Genomic DNA, 15,774 nt, shown 5'->3' on the forward strand with positions numbered 1-15,774 from the left:
GCTCAGGACTGCGGCGATACTCGGTAGACGATCTCCACCGCGCCCCCGGCCAGCGGTCGCGAACTCTCGAATTCCAGACCGGTTCGCGCATTGAGCGATTCGGTCAGGCGCAGGCCGCCGCCGACGAAGAAGGGCAGGATCACGAGCTCGAGTTTGTCGAGAACGCCGAGGGCTCGATAGGTCTCGATCGTGCCGGGTCCGCCGATGAGGTGGACGTCACCGCCCCGATTCGACGCGCGGATCTTCTCCAGGAGCCGCACGGGATCGTCGTCGACGGTGACGTCGTCCGGGGTGCCCTCCGGCCGGGTCGAACCCAGCACGAAAACCTTCAGATCCGGCCATGGCCAGCGATCCGCGGTGAGCGCGGGTTCAAAGGTGGTGCGGCCCATCAGAGCGGCTTCGCAGGTGCGCAGGAATTCAGCGATGCCGTGACTGCCAGGCCCGTGTGTCGGATCGATGACCTGCGGCGGCCAGCCATCCGGAGTCGTCACATAGCCGTCGGCGGACATGCATAGGCGCGCCAGTATCTGCACGAGTTCATCCCTTCTGTCGAGTCACTGACGAGACGCCGTTGACCAGCGAAATTCATCGGTGTTCTGCCGATTCAGGTTCGCGCCGCCGGCGCCTGTCGGGCGAGGTCGCGGGCGACTTCGACGGCGATCTGGATGGTGCGGGCAAGCAGGGGGGACTGGGCGCTGCGGCCGGGCGGGGAGTGCAGGTAGATGGTGCGGGTGGGGGTCGGTTCGAGGTGGTGGACCTGGAGGTCGGGCCATCCTTCCGGCCCGTGGATCGCGCCGCAGGAGCGGCAGATCACATGGTGGATCGTCAGCCAGGGGAGGACGGCGAGGCCCATGCCGGCGCGGACCATGGAGAGGATCGTTTCGTTGCCGGCGGAGCGAAACACTATGTGCGGCTGGGCGCCTGCGTTCGCGAGGGATTGTTCCAGCCTGGGCTGGTCGCAGGTCGCGGGCCAGGCCACCATCGCTTTCCGGTCCAGCATTCGCGCGGGAACCGGGCCGGCCGGCAGGTCACCCGGAAGGGCCACGGCCAGATAGGGATCCGCCATGAGTAGAACGGATTCCGTTGCGTCGCTGAGCAATCCGTCGTAGAACAACAGATCGAGTTCGCCGATCTGCGCCGCGTCCGGTTCCGCCTCGGTCAGCCGGATATCGCAGCGCGGCTGTTCGTCTCGGAGTCGGCGCAGCACGGTGGGCAGGATCGCGTGCGAGACGCTCTGCAGGGTGCCGATGTCGATGCGGCCGTCGCCTGCCTTGAATCGATCGACCGCGTGCCCCAGCGCCTCGGCTTTCGACAGCAGCGCGCGGCCTTGCTCGAGCACCACGGCGCCGAGCGGGGTTATCCGCACCGGTCTCGGTCCGCCCGGCCGATCGAAGACAGCGCCACCGACCGCCTTCTCCAGGGCGGCGATGTGCTGACTCACGCTGGACTGGGTGTAGCCCAGGCGATTCGCCGCCCGGGAGAAGGTCCCCTCTTCGGCGATGGCGATCATCGTCGTCAATTGCCGTAAGTCGAACTCGGCCATGCTCTATATATAACAGATTACGATGAATACCATCGTAAATGATCGCTTTTCTTGATGCCTCGCAGCTCATAGCGTCGAAGTCATGACAACAATCGCCGACACCGGCACGAAGAACTACACCCGGCAGGCGCTCGGATTGCCGACCCTGGCGTGGACCTTGGGGGCATGCCACCTCATCGCGCGGGCCGGCGGCTTCGTGCAACCGATGTTGGTGCTGTATCTGACCCAGGAACAGCGAATGACCCCGATGGCCGCGGGGGCCGTGGTAGCGGCCGTTGGCATCGGCGATTTCGGATCACAGCTGCTCGGCGGCTGGCTCGGGGACCGGTTCGGGCGCAGGCAGACGATGCTGCTGGGATTCCTCGGCACGGCAATCGCACTGGCCGCCTTGGGATCTGCCGAGACGGCGCCGGTCATCTGGGCCACGGCAGTCGGCTACGGCCTCACCGCCGGGCTGTTCCGCCCGGCCGGCTCGGCGGCCGTGGCGGACCTCCCGCCCGAACAGCGGGTGCGGGCCTACAGCCTGCTCTACTGGGCGGCGAACCTCGGATATGCCGTCGCCGCAACGGGTTCCGGCGTGCTGGCCAGCCACGGCTACAACCTGCTGTTCTGGTTGAACGCACTCGCCATGCTGGCCGCGGCCTCGATCGTGGTGACCGCGGTGCCGGAGACGCACTCGACGACGAGCCGCTCCCGTCGCGCGCTGCTGCCGACGTTGCTCGGTGACCGCCTGATGATCACCATGGCACTGCTCCACGTCGTCTACTTCACCCTGAACATGCAGGCGTTCGCCACGTTGCCGCTGCTGATGACCGCACAGGGGTACGGCCCCGGCACGTATGGCGCCGTGATCGCCGTCGACGGACTCGCCATCGTCATCCTGCAACCGCTGGCCGTCGCCGTGCTGGCGCACCGCGACCGCGGAACCGTCCTGGCCGGCTCGATGCTGTTGGCCGGCCTCGGTGGGGTTCTGGCGACCGTCGCACAGGGCCCCGCCGGCTATGCCGCCGCGGTCCTGGTTCTCGGCCTCGGGCAGATCGGAATGGCGGTCCAGTTCAGCGCCACATTCGCCGACCTGGCGCCCACCGAACTGCGCAGTGGATACCTGGGCGTCGCGTCCAGTACCTGGAGCCTCGGCACCATCCTCGGCCCGCTGGTCGGCACGACGCTGCTGCAGCACACCGACCGAATCTGGCTGGGGGCAGGCGCACTCGTCACCGGGCTCCTGCTCTTCACCGCACTGAAAGCCGTCGCCGGAGCCCTGCGCGAACGACAGGCAGACCCGGCTCATGGAAAGAACGGAACACAGCGATGACCGCCCCGGATCTGACCTGAAACACCAACAGCGGCACCCGAACCCGGGTGCCGCTGTCAGGCATCGATGCGGCGTCTCCGCAGATCAGACGCGCGCTAGCAGATCCCCGGCACCTCGCCGTGGATGAGAACCTGGATCAGGCACTGCAGGTTCGCGCTGCCCGAACTCGGAGCGGGCGCCGGATCCGCGCTCGCCACCGGAGCGGCCACCAGCGCCGTAAGGACAAAAGCGGCAGCCGAGATCGCCACAGCCACACTGTTTCTGATACTCACACCAATCTCCTTGTCTAGGAACCGGACCACGGTACCGACGCCCACCCGATCCCTACAGCCCCCACTTCTCGCTGCACTCGGCACGGCGCGTCGCACAATCGACGCCCTTCGGGTCAACTTCGACTTCCCTGGTCGGCGGCACTCCCTGGATCGCGCGTCGAGAATTGCTTGCCGAGGTGCCGTTAGAGTCATAGCCCGGAGTCGGTTTGCTGGAGGGGTGGGTATGGGGCGGTCTCGGGAGTTGATCGGGCCGATGTCGCTGGTGTGGGCGGTGGGGGTCGCGGTGGCGGCGGTGGTGTTCATGGGGGGTGTGCTGAACCTGGTTATGGTGCTGGCGCGGTGGAGTGGGTCGCAGGTCGCCATGGCGCTGTTTCTGCCGATAGGGCTGCTGGCGGGCATGGGTGGGTGGATGCTGGTGCTTGCCGCGGCGTGGCGGGTGCGTCGGAATTATCTGCGGCGCAGGGGGATTGCCATGGACGCGGTGGTGGTCGAGTCGGATCTGGGGATCAAGCATCGGTCGGGCACGCTCAGCTTCGACCTGTGGCGAGTGCGGGTCGAAGCACGATTCCCGCATCCGGATTCCGGCACGGAAACTCGTGTGCGGAAACAGTTCCTCTACCCGAAGTACCGCGCGGGGAAGGCGCGGGCGTTGGCCGAGCGACTGAGTGCCGGCTCTTCGGTTCCTATTGTGGTGCGCAAGAATTCGGCGTTATTCGACATTCCCGAACGGCCCGTCTGGATCGATATCTGGTGATCGCTCCGGCCCGGCGTCGATACCAACTCTTCGCCGATGGCGGTGACGCTGAGAGTGCCTTTATGCGGTCTACTCGCAGCGCCACCGCGACGGGTCAAGCGCCCGGCGGCCGCCAGGTCTGGGTGGAACTGCACTCGGCGGGGACGGTGACTTCTGCTGCCCAACTGGCCTTCTCGTCCTCCAGCAGAGTCCCTTTCTGCACGAGGTACTGCGCGAGTTGCGGGAGCAGGTCGCCATCCGGCTGCGCTTTGTATTCCTGCTTCGTTATGGCCTCTTGGCAGTTCAGCTTCGTCGCGAAGAAGTAGCCCAAACCCTTCTCGGTCGTGTAGGCGTCGAGCAGGGTGCCTTTGAATTCGTTGGCGTGGAGTTTGAGCCAGTCGGCGTACTTCTTTGTTTCTCCGCAGTATCGCTGGCGTGTGTCGGGATTCCAGGCACCGTCGTCGAATACCGCTTTCCGCGCGGCCTGGGCGGCGTATTTGGAATTCTCGGTATCCCAGATGGTGTGCTCTTCGATCGTCCGCCACTTGGAGTACCAGTCGTCGCTGAACGGTGCCAACCCGCCATCCGGCTCCCAGCACACCATGTAGTACACACGCAACGCCTGCCGCGAGTGCTTCGCCTCTTCCACTTCGGGATTCGGCTCGTTGGTTTTCGTCTGCACAGGCGCGATGGTGTCCAGCTCCGGACCCTTGAACGCGGTGACGACCGCGTCGGCCGCCTCGTTCTCCGCATCCGCTGCCGCGTTCAACGCGGTGAGATCCGTTGGCGCCTCGGCGGCGGCTTTAGCCTTGGCGGCGGCGTCTTCCGCGGCTGCGCTGACGGTCTCGATACCGTTGCGGGCGTTTCGTACTTTTGCGCTGTCGTTATCCGGATCGTTCGCGAAGTCGCGTGCCTTGGCGGCCATCTTCGCGGCGTCGGCGGCCGCCGCTTCGGCGGCTGCGGCGGCCTCCGAAGCGTTGCCGGCCTTGTCCGCCTTGCCGGTATTCACGACCTCGAGGGAGTACGCGGCAAAGTCCTTTGGCACAGCGGAGACTTCGCCGTCCAGGTATTCGACGATGTACTTGCCGGTGACGGCGCTGCGTGCGGCGGCACTATAGGTGCGTTGGCAGCTCTGGACAACGCTATCTCGTTCTGCTCTTCCGACGGAGTCGGGCAGCTGGTTGCCGGTGCAATGCTCGCCCCAGGCTGGGGTTTGGGCTGCCCCGCGCGCGGTGGCGGCGAGCGGTGTGCCGAAACCGGTCGCGATGCATACCGCGGCGAGCCCGACCACGATCGGACCTGCCCCTTTCGCGTGTCTCCTGCGCATATCTCGAGCCTCTCCCTTCGTCCCAGGATTCCGGCCAGTCATTCGGCACCGCAGGGGTCGAGGATGGGTTGACGCGAAACCAGCTGCGTCCCTGACGGATTTGCCGCCACGCGCGGGACACGCGGTAGAGCGGTCGGCTATCGACGATCCGCCCACCCGCCGCGCGCATCCAGTTACCCTGAGGTGATGCGATTCCGGTTTCGTCGTTATACCTCGACCGTTCTCGCCGCCGCCGCGTCGACGATGCTGCTGTGCACGCAGTCGTCCGCGGCCCCGATGATCCGGCCGGTCGCCGCCGCGGCGCCGCTGGATTCGGGATTCCTGTGGGGTGTCGCGGCTTCCGGATTCCAGTCCGAAGGGCACGCGCCCGACAGCAATTGGACGAGATATATCGCCGCGCGGCCCGACTACGACGGGTTACAGGATTCGGTCGACTTCTATAACCGCTACGCGTCCGACATCGATCTGGCCGCTTCGCTCGGCGTGCGGGTGTTCCGGATCGGGATCGAATGGGCCCGGCTGCAACCCGCGCCGGGCGTGTGGGACGAGGGCGCGTTCCGTTTCTACGACAGTGTCATCGGGCAGATCGAGCGGGCCGGGATGCGGCCGATGATCACCCTGGACCACTGGGTGTACCCGGGATGGGCCGTCGATCGCGGCGGCTGGCGCAATCCGGGGATGGTCGGCGACTGGCTGGCAAACATGCGGGCGGTGGTGGATCGGTACGCGTCCCGTAATCCGCTGTGGGTCACGGTGAACGAGCCGGTCGCGTATATCTCCCAGGAGGTGGGCCGGGGTGGCGCCGACCCGGGCCAGATGCTGGATCGAGTCGCGCAGGCGCACAACGAGATCCACGACTACATTCACCAGGTCCAGCCCGGCGCCATGGTTACCGGCAATGTCGGCTACGTCGCGGGCGTCGAGGGCGAGGTCAACGGCGGATTCATCGACCGGGTCGCGGCCCGGCTCGACTACGTCGGCATCGACTACTACTTCGGCTACGACCCCGCCCAGTCGCTGCTCAGCGCCGTCACCAGGGCCATCGGCTCCGCGGTGCCGAACCTGCCCGGCATGAACATCTGGGATCTGCCCCTGCGCACCGAGGGCATCTACTATGCGCTGCAATTCTATTCGCGTCGCCTGCCGGGCAAGCCGCTCTACATCGTGGAGAACGGCATGCCCACCGACAACGGCCGTCCCCGTGCGGACGGGTACTCCCGCAGTGATCACCTGCGCGACACCGTCTACTGGATCCAGCGGGCGAAGGCCGACGGCATGAACGTCATCGGCTACAACTACTGGAGCCTCACCGATAACTACGAGTGGGGAAGCTACACACCACGATTCGGTCTCTACACGGTCGACGTGCGCACCGATCCCGGACTCACCCGCCGTCCCACCGACGCGGTCGCCACCTACACCCAGATCGTCAACGCGGGCGGCGTCCCGGACGACTACCGGCCGACCCGCGCCCCCTCCTTCTGCGTCCTGGTCGACCCGCCCGCCAGCTGCCTGAACCCGGTCGGCGTCCCCTAGGCGCGCCGGGCCGGGGCAGGTGGATGCGCCACGCGCACATGGTCCAACATGGGGTGATGTCGCTCAGCACGCAAGAAGCCGATCTATTCGAGAGCTATCGGGGTCGCCTGGAGGCGATCGCCTACCGGCTGCTCGGGTCGGCGGGCGATGCCGAGGACGCCGTGCAGGAGACGTTCCTGCGCTGGCACGCGGCGGACCGGACGCTGATCGAAACGCCGGTGGCCTGGCTGACCAAGGTGCTCACCAACCTCTGCCTCAATCAGCTCACGTCGGCCCGGGCCCGGCGGGAGACCTATGTCGGGCAGTGGCTGCCGGAACCGGTGCTGGCCGGCGACCCCATGCTCGGCCCGGCCGACACCGCCGAGCAGCGCGAATCGGTCTCCTTCGCGATGCTCACGCTGATGGAGCGATTGTCGCCGAACGAGCGCGCGGTGTATGTGCTGCGCGAGGCGTTCGGGTACGCGCACCGCGAGATCGCGGAGATCCTCGACCTCACCGAGGCCAACTGCCAGCAGATCTACCGGCGGGCCAAGCAGCACGTCAGCACCGGCGAGGCGCGCACCGAGGTCGACGCGGCGACCGCGCGCGAGATCGTCGAGCGGTTCCTCGCGGCGGCGCTCAGCGGGGAGACCGAACCGCTGATCCAGCTGCTCACCGACAGCGCGGTCAGCGTCGCCGACGGCGGCGGGCGGATTCCGGCCCGCAAGATCCCGGTCGTCGGCGCGTTCGATATCGCGCGGTACGTGCGGAATCTGTTCCGGCCGACCGATGCCCGGCGCGCGTTCGTCGGGGACGACGTGGTCTTCTACGCCGACGTCGTCAACGGTGCGCCCGCCGTGCTGGTCGTGGCCGGCGAGCGGGTCTACGCCATCTTCGCCCTCGATCCGGCCCCCGGTGGCGTCGCGACGATTCACATCCAGGTCAACCCGGAGAAGCTGGAACGGATCACGCGTCAGTGGACGGCCGCCGGTCCGCATCGCCCGCTCGACCTGGCGTGGTGACCCACATCACCTAGCCGCGGTGTCAGGGATCGGGCGGCTGCCCGGTTCAGGAGGTGAGTGCAAGCAGATAGGAGCTCACCATGAAACATCGCATCGTCGTCCTCGGAGGAGGATATGCCGGCGGTATCGCCGCCGGGCGCCTGGCCAAGCGGCTGCACCGCGACGACGTCGAGATCACCCTGGTCAACACCGATTCCGAGTTCGTCGAACGGGTCCGCATGCACCAGCTCGCCAGCGGGCAGGAGCTGCCGCGGCGCGCGCTGCGCGACGTCTACGCGGGCAACGGCGTCCAGGTCCGGGTGGCCAGGGTCGTCGCCGTCGACGTCGACCGCAAGCTCGTCGATCTACTCGGTGAGCACGACGCCGAAACCCTGGGCTACGACACCCTGGTGTACGCCCTGGGCAGCACGGTCGCCGACTACGGCGTTCCCGGCGTCGCCGAGTACGCCTATAACGTCGCAGGAAAACAGGCCGCACTGCGGTTGCGAACGCGGTTGGACGAGCTGGCCTCCGGAGCGTCCGTGCTGGTCGTCGGTGGCGGCCTGACCGGTATCGAAGCGGCCGCCGAAATCGCCGAGGCCCGCCCGGACCTGGCGGTCACGATCGCCGCCCGCGGTGGCGTCGGCGACTGGCTCAACGAGAAGGCCCAGCGCCATCTGCGCACCGCCTTCGACCGGCTCGGCATCACGGTTCACGAAGGCGCCGAGATCACTCGCGTCGAACCGCATGGCGTGGTCACCCCGGCAGGCGATATCCCGGCCCACCTGACCGTCTGGACAGCGGGTTTCATGGTCGACCCGATCGCAGCGGCCAGCACCCTGGAGGTCTCCGGCACCGGCCGCATCGTCGTCGACGGCACCCTGCGCTCGGTCTCGCATCCCGACGTCTACGCCATCGGCGACGCCGCGTTCGCCGCGGGCATCGGCGGTAAGGAACTCCGAATGGGTTGCGCGACCGCGATTCCGATGGCCTGGCACGGCGCCGACGCGCTCGCCGCCCGCCTGACCGGCCGCGAGGTCCCCGAATCCCCGATCGGCTACGCCACCCAGTGCATCAGCCTCGGCCGCCGCGACGCCATCGTCCAAAGGGTCACCCCCGCAGACCAACCCACCCCCACCGTCCTCACCGGCCGAACCGCCGCCCTGGTCAAGAACTTCATCTGCGCCTCCGCCGCCTGGAGCGTCACCCACCCCACCACGCTCATCCCCAGCCGTCGCCGCCACCTCACCCCCACCACCCCGACACCAGCCATGACGTAAGCACACCGCGCACAACCGGCCGGCTCGTTCGGCCGGTATCGGGTGCGGCTCTAGTGGGGTGGGGGTAGGTGGGCCACTTGGATTAGTTGGGGGGGCTGGGTGCGGGTCAGGAGGGTGCCTCGGCCTGGGGGGAGGGGGGTGGCGCGGAGGGTGGGAGTGAAGGGTTTTCCGGCTTCGGTGGGGGCGCTCATGAGGAGGGTGGTGGCGGAGATTTCGTGGAGGCGGCCGAGGAGGGTGCCGGTGAGGGCTCGGGCCAGGTTGGTGGCTCGGCGGGCGATGACCAGGTGCAGGCCGATGTCGTGGGCGGTGGGGAGGAATTCGAGGAGGGGTTCGAGGGGGTCGTCGCCGTCGGTGACGATGAGATCGTGATCGTCTACCACGACGTAGAGTTCGGGGCCGGTCCACCAGGTGCGCTCGCGCAGTTGGGCCGGGCCGATGTCAGGGCCCGGGATGCGGGTGGCGAGGGTGCGGCACAGGTGCTCGACGGCGTCGGGCACGGATGCCGCGGCCGCGCAGTAGGCGGTCAGGTAGGCCGGGTCGACGGCGTGCCGCAGGGTGCGGCGGTAGTCGACGAGCAGGATCGCGGCCTGGTCGGGAGTGGCGTTCTCGGTGATGCCGAGCAGGATGTTGTGCAGCAGTGTGGTTTTGCCGCACCCCTGATCGGCGAAGGCCATCAGATGCGGCTGGGCGTCGAAATCCAGTATCAGTGGCGACAATTCGTTCTCGCCGAGGCCGACGGCCAGGTGCGTCGCATCCTGGGTGAGGCCCGCGTGCAGGGCCGCGCGCAGGACGTGCGCGCGCGGAATCTCGGTGGGCAGCAGGCGAATCTCGGGCGCCTGCCGGGAGCCGTAGATCGTGCGCAACTGCTTGGCGGCCGCCGCCATACCGCTCGGCAACTGCTTCGGATCGGTGTCGGAGTCCAACCGCGGTAGTGCGATGAGCAGGTGGAGTTTGTCGGGGGACAGACCGCGGCCGGGACGATCGGGCGGCACGGTCCCGGCCGCCGCGCGGTCGAGCTGGGAGTCCGCGGGGTCGCCGAGGCGCAGCTCGATGAGGGTGCCGATCATGTCGGGCGACGCGAGCCGAGTCCTGGTCCACGGCGGCAGCGTGACCACGACGTGGATCCCGTACCGAGGTCCCTGCGTCGCGACGGTGAGGATCGTCGCTTCCAGCGCCGGGTAGTCCTGCTGCACCACATCGAGCCCGTCGACGATCAGGAAGACGTCGCCGTAGCGATCCGCCGAGATCGGATCGGCCGCTTGCTTTTCCGTCGACAGCCGATCCACCCGCGCTTTGCGGGAACGGAATTCGTGCATCGAGGCCAGGCCGAGTTCGCGAAACCGCTGTTCCCTGCGGCCGACCAGGGTCGCCAGCTCGGCGACGGTGCGCCGCACCCGATCCGAATCGCGCCGCCCGGCAACCGATCCCACATGCGGGAACTCGGCCAGGCCGGCCAGCGCGCCACCGAGATCCAGGCAGTAGAACTGCACCTGTTCGGGTGTGTGCGTGGCCGCGGCGGACACGATCAACGTGCGCAGCGCCGTCGACTTCCCCGACCGCGGGCCGCCGACGATCGCCATATGCCCGGAACTGTCCGACAGATCGGCGCACAGCACCTCGCGGTAATGCTTCCGCGGCACATCGACGACACCGATCGGCAGCCGCAGCAGTCCGGGCCCCTCTGCCGAGGGTGAGGAATTCCACTGCCGCAGCAGCATTCCCACCGTCGGCGAGGTGCGCAGGGGCTCGGTCCACACCTGATGCGCGGCGGACCCGTGTCTCCCGAGGGCGACGGCCAGCGACTCCGACACCGGACGATCGACGGGCCCGGCACCGCCGCCGCCGGGGACGGACGGCCCCGGACCCGACGCGTACGCCGCCCGGAAGCGCGTCGCGGTACCGGTACCGATCCGCAGATACCCATAACCGGGTATGCGCGGCAGATGATAGGCATCGGTCGTGCCCAGCACCAGCCGCGACTCGGCCGCCGAAAACGTCCGCAGCGCAATGCGATACGAGAGGTAGCTGTCCAACGCGCGCAACCGCCATTCGTCCGGCCGCTGCGTACCGAGTAGCAGATGCATGCCGAGCGAACGACCGAGCCGCCCGATCCGGACCAGCACATCGACGAATGTCGAAGTGCCGGAGAGCAATTCCACGAATTCCTCGATCACGATCACCAGCGCGGGCAGCGGCGGCAGCACCGCCCCGGCCGCGCGGGCCTGCTCGTATTCCCCGATGGTGGTGTACGGCCCGCTCTCCTCGAGCAGCCTGCGCCGCCGGTCGATCTCGCCGTCGAGCACCTCTTGCAGCCGTTCGCGCAGGTAGAGATCCTGTTCCACGTCGCGGACGTGACCGGCCAGGTGCCGCAGGCTGGTCAGCGGCTGGAACGTCGCGCCGTTCTTGAAGTCGACGAGCAGGAAGTTCACCTGGTCCGGGCCGTGATGCAGGGCCAGCCCGAGCACGATGGTCCGCAGCAGCTCCGACTTTCCGGCACCGATCGCACCGACCACCAGGCCGTGCGGACCCATGCCACCCTCGGCACCCTGCTTGAGGTCGAGCAGCACCGGATCGCCGGGACGCGTCGCGCCGATCGGGATGCGCAGCAGTTCCCGCACGGGCCGCTCCCGCCACCAGTGCTCGATATCGAACTCCGAGACATCGTCGAGGCCGTGCAGCGCGGCGAAGTCGGCCTCGACATCGGGCCCCGCCGATCCGGCACCGGTCCCGGCCGCCGCGTGCCGCGCACGCATCCGAGCGACCAGATCCGCTGCGCCGTCGGTCATATCGTCCATCATCGCGGGATCCGCGGGTGGCTCCCGAATGTCGGGCACGGCGATCCGGAACGGCTGCAGCTGATGCAGCCCCCACCCCGGCCCCTCCGGGAGACGTATCGCGAGCTCCGGATCGATGCGCGAATCGCGCGGCTGATGCATGCGCAGCTCGATCTGGACGGCCAACAGCCTGCTCATCCAGTCCGGCACGTCGTTCCAGTCCCGCACCGTGGCCACCACGTGCACCGCGTACTCCGGCCCGGCATCGGCGATGCGGCGCACCGTATCGCCCACCTTGGGCAGCAGGTCGGCGAAATCGTCCCAGCGGTCCAGGACCAGGAACAGATCCGGCACCGGCCGCTCGGGGAGCGCGTCGCGAGCCGCGCGCAAACTGGCCGGTGAGTCGATATTGTGCTTGCGATACAGCCGCTTTCGATTGCTGATCTCGTCCAGCAGACCCTGCAGCAGGGCGGCGACCCGCTCGGGCTCGTCGTCGCAGACCACGTCGCCGACGTGCGGCAGCTCGCGCATCGAGCCGAGGCGATTGCTGGACTCCAGCACGTGCACGCGCGCCTCATCCGCGGAATGGGTCAGCGCCAGTGCCGCCACCAGCGTGCGCAGCAGGGTGCTCTTGCCGGAACCGGCGCGCCCGACGACGAGCAGACCGTTGTCCGGCCCGGCGAACTCGAGCTGCACGATATCGCCGACGGTGCCGTCCGGTCGCCGCTGCCTGCCGATCGGCACGGCCAATCTGCCGGTGCCGCACCAGCTTTCCGCGCGCAGGCCGGCGTCCTCCACCTGCTCCAAACGACCGAGCAGGCTGCCGAGCAGCACCCGATCCCCGCCGTCACTGGCGCCCGCGGGGCGTCGCCGCGTGCGCGCGATGAACACCTCGTCGTTCAAGAAGCCGTAGTGACTGGGTGTTTGGCGGTCGGTGCGCCGCCGTACCTCGTCGCTCACATACGTCCACAGATCGTGGGTGCTGATCTCCCCGGTCCCGTTGCCCGCCAGCCCGGTGGTGGTGATGCCGTTGACGATCGCCGAGGTGAACATCGACAGCGGCACGGAGTCGTCCGCGGCGGAACGAATCCCGTCCTCGGCGATCTGCACCCCGGTGCACGCCGTCATCACGCAGATCCCGTCCCCGGTGACCAGATGCTCGCCGACGCCGTCATCGATGCCGCCGACCGCCTTGATCACGTCGTTGCCGAGAAACGCTCCGCTGTAACAACAATCGAGCAGAATGATCTTCGCCGCGGCACTGGACTCGCGGATCAGTTCCTTGATGAACGCGGACGACACCGCGGAACTGCTCGGCAGATTCGGATCGGTATTGCAGGCGGCCAGATACAGATTCCGGCTGGTCCGGAATCCGTGGCCGGAGTAGTAGAACAGCACCAGGTCCTCCGGACCCGCGTTGCGGAACAGCCGCTCGATGCTGCGCTCGATCTCGGTCTTCGACTCGTTGACCAGTATCTCGGCGGGCTGGAACGCACCGATGCTGGGGTCGTGCAACAGGTTTCGCAGCTCTCTGGCATCCGAGACCGGGGCGTAGAGCTGCGAGATCGACGTCGAGTAGAAGGTGTCATTGGCGACGAACAGCGCGATCCGGCGTCCCCGGGGGCTAGTCATCGGCGAATAGGCTCCGCAACTGATCGACGACGCCGTCGACCTGTCCATCGGTCGGCCGGACGATGGTGATGTCGCGATCGCCGTGGCGCACCGTGACGGATTCCGCCCGGCCGCGGGCCAGGAATCGGAGGACGATATCGCGAATCGCCCAGGCCGCGGTGCTGAGCGCACCCCCGGACACCAGCAGCTGCCCGATCTCCACCGCGGTACCGGATTTGGTGCCCGGCGTGGCTGCCGTGGTCGCCGCCCCGACGGTCACCCCGGAGATTTCCCGTAGCTCGTCGGCCAGTTCCTCGGTCAGGCGATCGAGCCGCTGTGTGTCCTGCGCACCGGCCGTGACGATGAACAACACGTCGGCCATGGCTTGCCTCCCCGTCGCACCCCGCCGCATGATGCGGCACAACCACATTCTAACTAGGCGCCCATCGCTGAACACGGCAAACGATGTGCGGTCTTGCACCTCGAAAAGAACGTCGGCTCAATTGTCGTATCGCGTTATCGTGACGGTGCGCCGAGAAAACGACGTCGATGGTGGGGCTGCGGTGGATGAGCAACAACAGGATTCGCATTTCGCCCGCTCCATGTTCACCCGGGTTGACCGCCACGCCAAGGCCTATACCGACGTGGACCTGTTTCCCTTCTTGGCGAAGAACTGGGCCGAACGCAGGCGCGAGGGGGAACAGGATCTGCTGGACTCGTTCAACCGGCACGTCGAGGCGGTCATCGCCGGATATGACCCGCCCGGCATTCGACGACGCAGCGACAGTCTGCTGTTCGCCCGCGGCTACGCGGATCTGGGCAAGGCGTCCGACGCGGACGCGCAGGTAGCACCGGAAGTCCTGGTCGCGTTGTTCGCCGCCGAGGTCGAATACCGTGGCCCGCTGAAGTTGAGCCGCACGCAGAGCCGGCGGCTGGCCGAGGTGTACGAACAGATCGGCGGGCGGCTGGCGCTGGTGCTGCCCGGGCACGCGGCGCTGTCGTTCCGGCGGGCGTGGAGCCTGTACCGCCAGGACGGGGACACCGATGCGGAGGACCGCTGCGGCCTGAGTCTGGCGCGGGCCCGGCGCTGTGGGCAGCCGATCCGCTGGCGGCGCTGCGTCGGCTATTTCTCGGATCTGGTGTGCGGCTACGGATATCGGCCGTATCGGATGCTGCTGTGGATCTTTCTCCAGGTCGCGTTGTCGATCGCGGTGGTGCGTTCGCTGTCCACCGCGTCGACCCTGTCGATCGTCTACGACTGCGCCATGAACTACCTGAACCCCCTCGGCCCGGCGGATACCGCGGGGCTCGAGGGCACCGATCAGCTGGTGTTCGTGGTGGAGGCGTACGCGGGGGTGCTGTCGACGTCGGTGTTCTTCGCACTGCTGGTACGCCGCTGGTTTCGGCTCTGAGCGGTCACCAGTCGTGGCTGATGATCTTCGAATGACGCAACGCCTTGAGCGTCGCGGTGGTCATCCGGTCGCGCAATTGCCCGACCCGCGCGGTCCACTGCCGGGTGAAGCCAGGGTCCGATTCCAGATCCGTCCACAGCCTGCGCAACTCCGGCGCGGTGTGCGCACCCGGCATCCACAGCGGCACAAGCTGATCCAGCAGCGGCACGAGCTGATCCAGCAGCGTGTCGGTGTCGTGATCGTTTCGCCCGGCCCGCTCGGCCACCTGGCTGATGGTGGTGAGCAGCCAATCGTGGATCGCGAGATCCTCGCAGAACCGTTGCGCCGCAGCGACATCCTCGGTTCCCAGGGTGAGCCGCACCGTGCGCAGCGTGTTACCGGCGAGATGAAAGGCGAAGCGGGGCAACTGGGTCGGCTCCGCACCGACCTCGACCGCCCAGCGCAGCCGGGTGGTGCCCGCGCGGAACGGCATTTTCTGATCCAGCCGGGGATCCACCCTGGCGAACGTCGACATCCGCTGGCTGATCGAGGTCAGGTCGAGCTTGTCGTCGCCGTGTGCGCGCAGATGCCCGTCCACCAGCCGCCCGGCCGGCTCGTTGCCGAGCCTGCTCACCGCGTCCACGGTGCCCGGCCTGCTCAGGTAGTACGACCAGGCCTGCCGTTCCGGCGAAGGCAGCACCCTGGTCTGCGACGATCCCTGCAACACCCGGCCGCCGATCACCACGGTGCGCGACGCGACGGTGCCGATCACGTGAATGTGCTTGCCCGACAACGGGATAAGGTCACAGTCGACGCCCTCGTACCGGTTCGGCGAAATCACCAGCGGCATCGGCCGCTCGCGGGAGGTCACCGTGAGGCCGCGCTGCACCGCGCTCAGCAGCTCGATACTCGCCGCGGTGTCGAGCACGTGCTGCGACGGCAGCAGACAGGTGTGTATCTCGCCGAGCACGACCAGCGGCGGGTCATCCGAATTCGCAGCGGTGTCGGCCAT

At 67.8% G+C, this 15,774-nt stretch carries 13 protein-coding genes; 6 read left to right on the forward strand and 7 right to left on the reverse strand.

Annotated features, from left to right (window positions below):
- Positions 1 to 2 precede the first annotated feature (2 nt).
- Together ACFQ9K_RS12865 and ACFQ9K_RS12870 are read right to left on the reverse strand one after the other, a co-directional pair.
- Entirely contained in the window at positions 3 to 533 is a 531-nt protein-coding gene (locus ACFQ9K_RS12865) for a dihydrofolate reductase family protein (protein ID WP_378714270.1), read from the reverse strand.
- Positions 534 to 604: 71 nt separating this feature from the next.
- Entirely contained in the window at positions 605 to 1,543 is a 939-nt protein-coding gene (locus tag ACFQ9K_RS12870; RefSeq protein ID WP_378714272.1) for a LysR family transcriptional regulator, read from the reverse strand.
- 82 nt (positions 1,544 to 1,625) lie between these two features.
- Here ACFQ9K_RS12870 and ACFQ9K_RS12875 point away from each other — a divergent pair, with 82 nt between their 5' ends.
- Positions 1,626 to 2,858: an MFS transporter gene (locus ACFQ9K_RS12875; protein ID WP_378714274.1), complete on the forward strand. Its 1,233-nt coding sequence runs from the start codon at positions 1,626 to 1,628 to the stop codon at positions 2,856 to 2,858.
- 95 nt (positions 2,859 to 2,953) lie between these two features.
- On the opposite strand, the gene ACFQ9K_RS12880 is transcribed toward ACFQ9K_RS12875, so the two are convergent.
- Complete coding sequence (locus ACFQ9K_RS12880) at positions 2,954 to 3,130, reverse strand: hypothetical protein (protein WP_378714275.1); 177 nt, start codon at positions 3,128 to 3,130, stop codon at positions 2,954 to 2,956.
- A gap of 223 nt (positions 3,131 to 3,353) precedes the next feature.
- On the opposite strand from ACFQ9K_RS12880, the gene ACFQ9K_RS12885 reads away from it, so the two are divergent.
- Positions 3,354 to 3,884 (forward strand): hypothetical protein, encoded by a 531-nt coding sequence (locus ACFQ9K_RS12885; RefSeq protein ID WP_378714278.1) that lies wholly within the window; start codon positions 3,354 to 3,356, stop codon positions 3,882 to 3,884.
- Positions 3,885 to 3,978: 94 nt separating this feature from the next.
- On the opposite strand, the gene ACFQ9K_RS12890 is transcribed toward ACFQ9K_RS12885, so the two are convergent.
- On the reverse strand, positions 3,979 to 5,154 hold the full coding sequence (locus ACFQ9K_RS12890) for a hypothetical protein (protein ID WP_378714280.1): 1,176 nt from the start codon (positions 5,152 to 5,154) through the stop codon (positions 3,979 to 3,981).
- Between the two features lie 222 nt (positions 5,155 to 5,376).
- Between ACFQ9K_RS12890 and ACFQ9K_RS12895 the strand changes: the two genes are divergently transcribed.
- From ACFQ9K_RS12895 to ACFQ9K_RS12905, 3 genes are all read left to right on the forward strand, one after another.
- Entirely contained in the window at positions 5,377 to 6,726 is a 1,350-nt protein-coding gene (locus ACFQ9K_RS12895; RefSeq protein ID WP_378714281.1) for a family 1 glycosylhydrolase, read from the forward strand.
- A gap of 56 nt (positions 6,727 to 6,782) precedes the next feature.
- On the forward strand, positions 6,783 to 7,727 hold the full coding sequence (gene sigJ / locus ACFQ9K_RS12900) for an RNA polymerase sigma factor SigJ (protein ID WP_378714283.1): 945 nt from the start codon (positions 6,783 to 6,785) through the stop codon (positions 7,725 to 7,727).
- Positions 7,728 to 7,807: 80 nt separating this feature from the next.
- Positions 7,808 to 8,986 carry an NAD(P)/FAD-dependent oxidoreductase gene (locus ACFQ9K_RS12905; protein ID WP_378714285.1) on the forward strand — a complete coding sequence of 393 codons (1,179 nt, stop codon included), beginning with the start codon at positions 7,808 to 7,810 and terminating at the stop codon, positions 8,984 to 8,986.
- A 50-nt stretch (positions 8,987 to 9,036) separates the two neighbouring features.
- Here ACFQ9K_RS12905 and eccCb read toward each other — a convergent pair whose 3' ends face one another.
- The gene (gene eccCb / locus ACFQ9K_RS12910; RefSeq protein ID WP_378714287.1) at positions 9,037 to 13,392 is read right to left on the reverse strand and encodes a type VII secretion protein EccCb; all 4,356 of its coding nucleotides are present in this window, start codon (positions 13,390 to 13,392) and stop codon (positions 9,037 to 9,039) included.
- Positions 13,385 to 13,753 carry a hypothetical protein gene (locus tag ACFQ9K_RS12915; protein WP_378714289.1) on the reverse strand — a complete coding sequence of 123 codons (369 nt, stop codon included), beginning with the start codon at positions 13,751 to 13,753 and terminating at the stop codon, positions 13,385 to 13,387. The genes eccCb and ACFQ9K_RS12915 overlap by 8 nt, the downstream gene beginning before the upstream one ends.
- A 181-nt stretch (positions 13,754 to 13,934) precedes the next feature.
- Here ACFQ9K_RS12915 and ACFQ9K_RS12920 point away from each other — a divergent pair, with 181 nt between their 5' ends.
- On the forward strand, positions 13,935 to 14,783 hold the full coding sequence (locus tag ACFQ9K_RS12920) for a hypothetical protein (RefSeq protein WP_378714291.1): 849 nt from the start codon (positions 13,935 to 13,937) through the stop codon (positions 14,781 to 14,783).
- A gap of 4 nt (positions 14,784 to 14,787) precedes the next feature.
- Here the strand turns inward: ACFQ9K_RS12920 and ACFQ9K_RS12925 are convergent, their stop codons facing one another.
- Positions 14,788 to 15,774 carry an SCO2521 family protein gene (locus ACFQ9K_RS12925; protein ID WP_378714294.1) on the reverse strand — a complete coding sequence of 329 codons (987 nt, stop codon included), beginning with the start codon at positions 15,772 to 15,774 and terminating at the stop codon, positions 14,788 to 14,790.

Origin of the sequence: Nocardia sp. NPDC056564, from assembly GCF_042793755.1 — a bacterium.
In the GTDB taxonomy this organism is placed as follows: Bacteria; Actinomycetota; Actinomycetes; order Mycobacteriales; family Mycobacteriaceae; genus Nocardia.

Bases quoted from the DNA above. Each gene is read 5' to 3' on its own strand.
- ACFQ9K_RS12895 (WP_378714281.1), top strand. From the start codon at position 5,377: ATGCGATTCCGGTTTCGTCGTTATACCTCGACCGTTCTCGCCGCCGCC.
- ACFQ9K_RS12915 (WP_378714289.1), bottom strand. From the start codon at position 13,753: ATGGCCGACGTGTTGTTCATCGTCACGGCCGGTGCGCAGGACACACAG.
- sigJ (WP_378714283.1), top strand. From the start codon at position 6,783: ATGTCGCTCAGCACGCAAGAAGCCGATCTATTCGAGAGCTATCGGGGT.
- ACFQ9K_RS12870 (WP_378714272.1), bottom strand. From the start codon at position 1,543: ATGGCCGAGTTCGACTTACGGCAATTGACGACGATGATCGCCATCGCC.
- ACFQ9K_RS12885 (WP_378714278.1), top strand. From the start codon at position 3,354: ATGGGGCGGTCTCGGGAGTTGATCGGGCCGATGTCGCTGGTGTGGGCG.
- ACFQ9K_RS12925 (WP_378714294.1), bottom strand. From the start codon at position 15,774: ATGGCCGACACCGCTGCGAATTCGGATGACCCGCCGCTGGTCGTGCTC.
- ACFQ9K_RS12905 (WP_378714285.1), top strand. From the start codon at position 7,808: ATGAAACATCGCATCGTCGTCCTCGGAGGAGGATATGCCGGCGGTATC.
- eccCb (WP_378714287.1), bottom strand. From the start codon at position 13,392: ATGACTAGCCCCCGGGGACGCCGGATCGCGCTGTTCGTCGCCAATGAC.
- ACFQ9K_RS12875 (WP_378714274.1), top strand. From the start codon at position 1,626: ATGACAACAATCGCCGACACCGGCACGAAGAACTACACCCGGCAGGCG.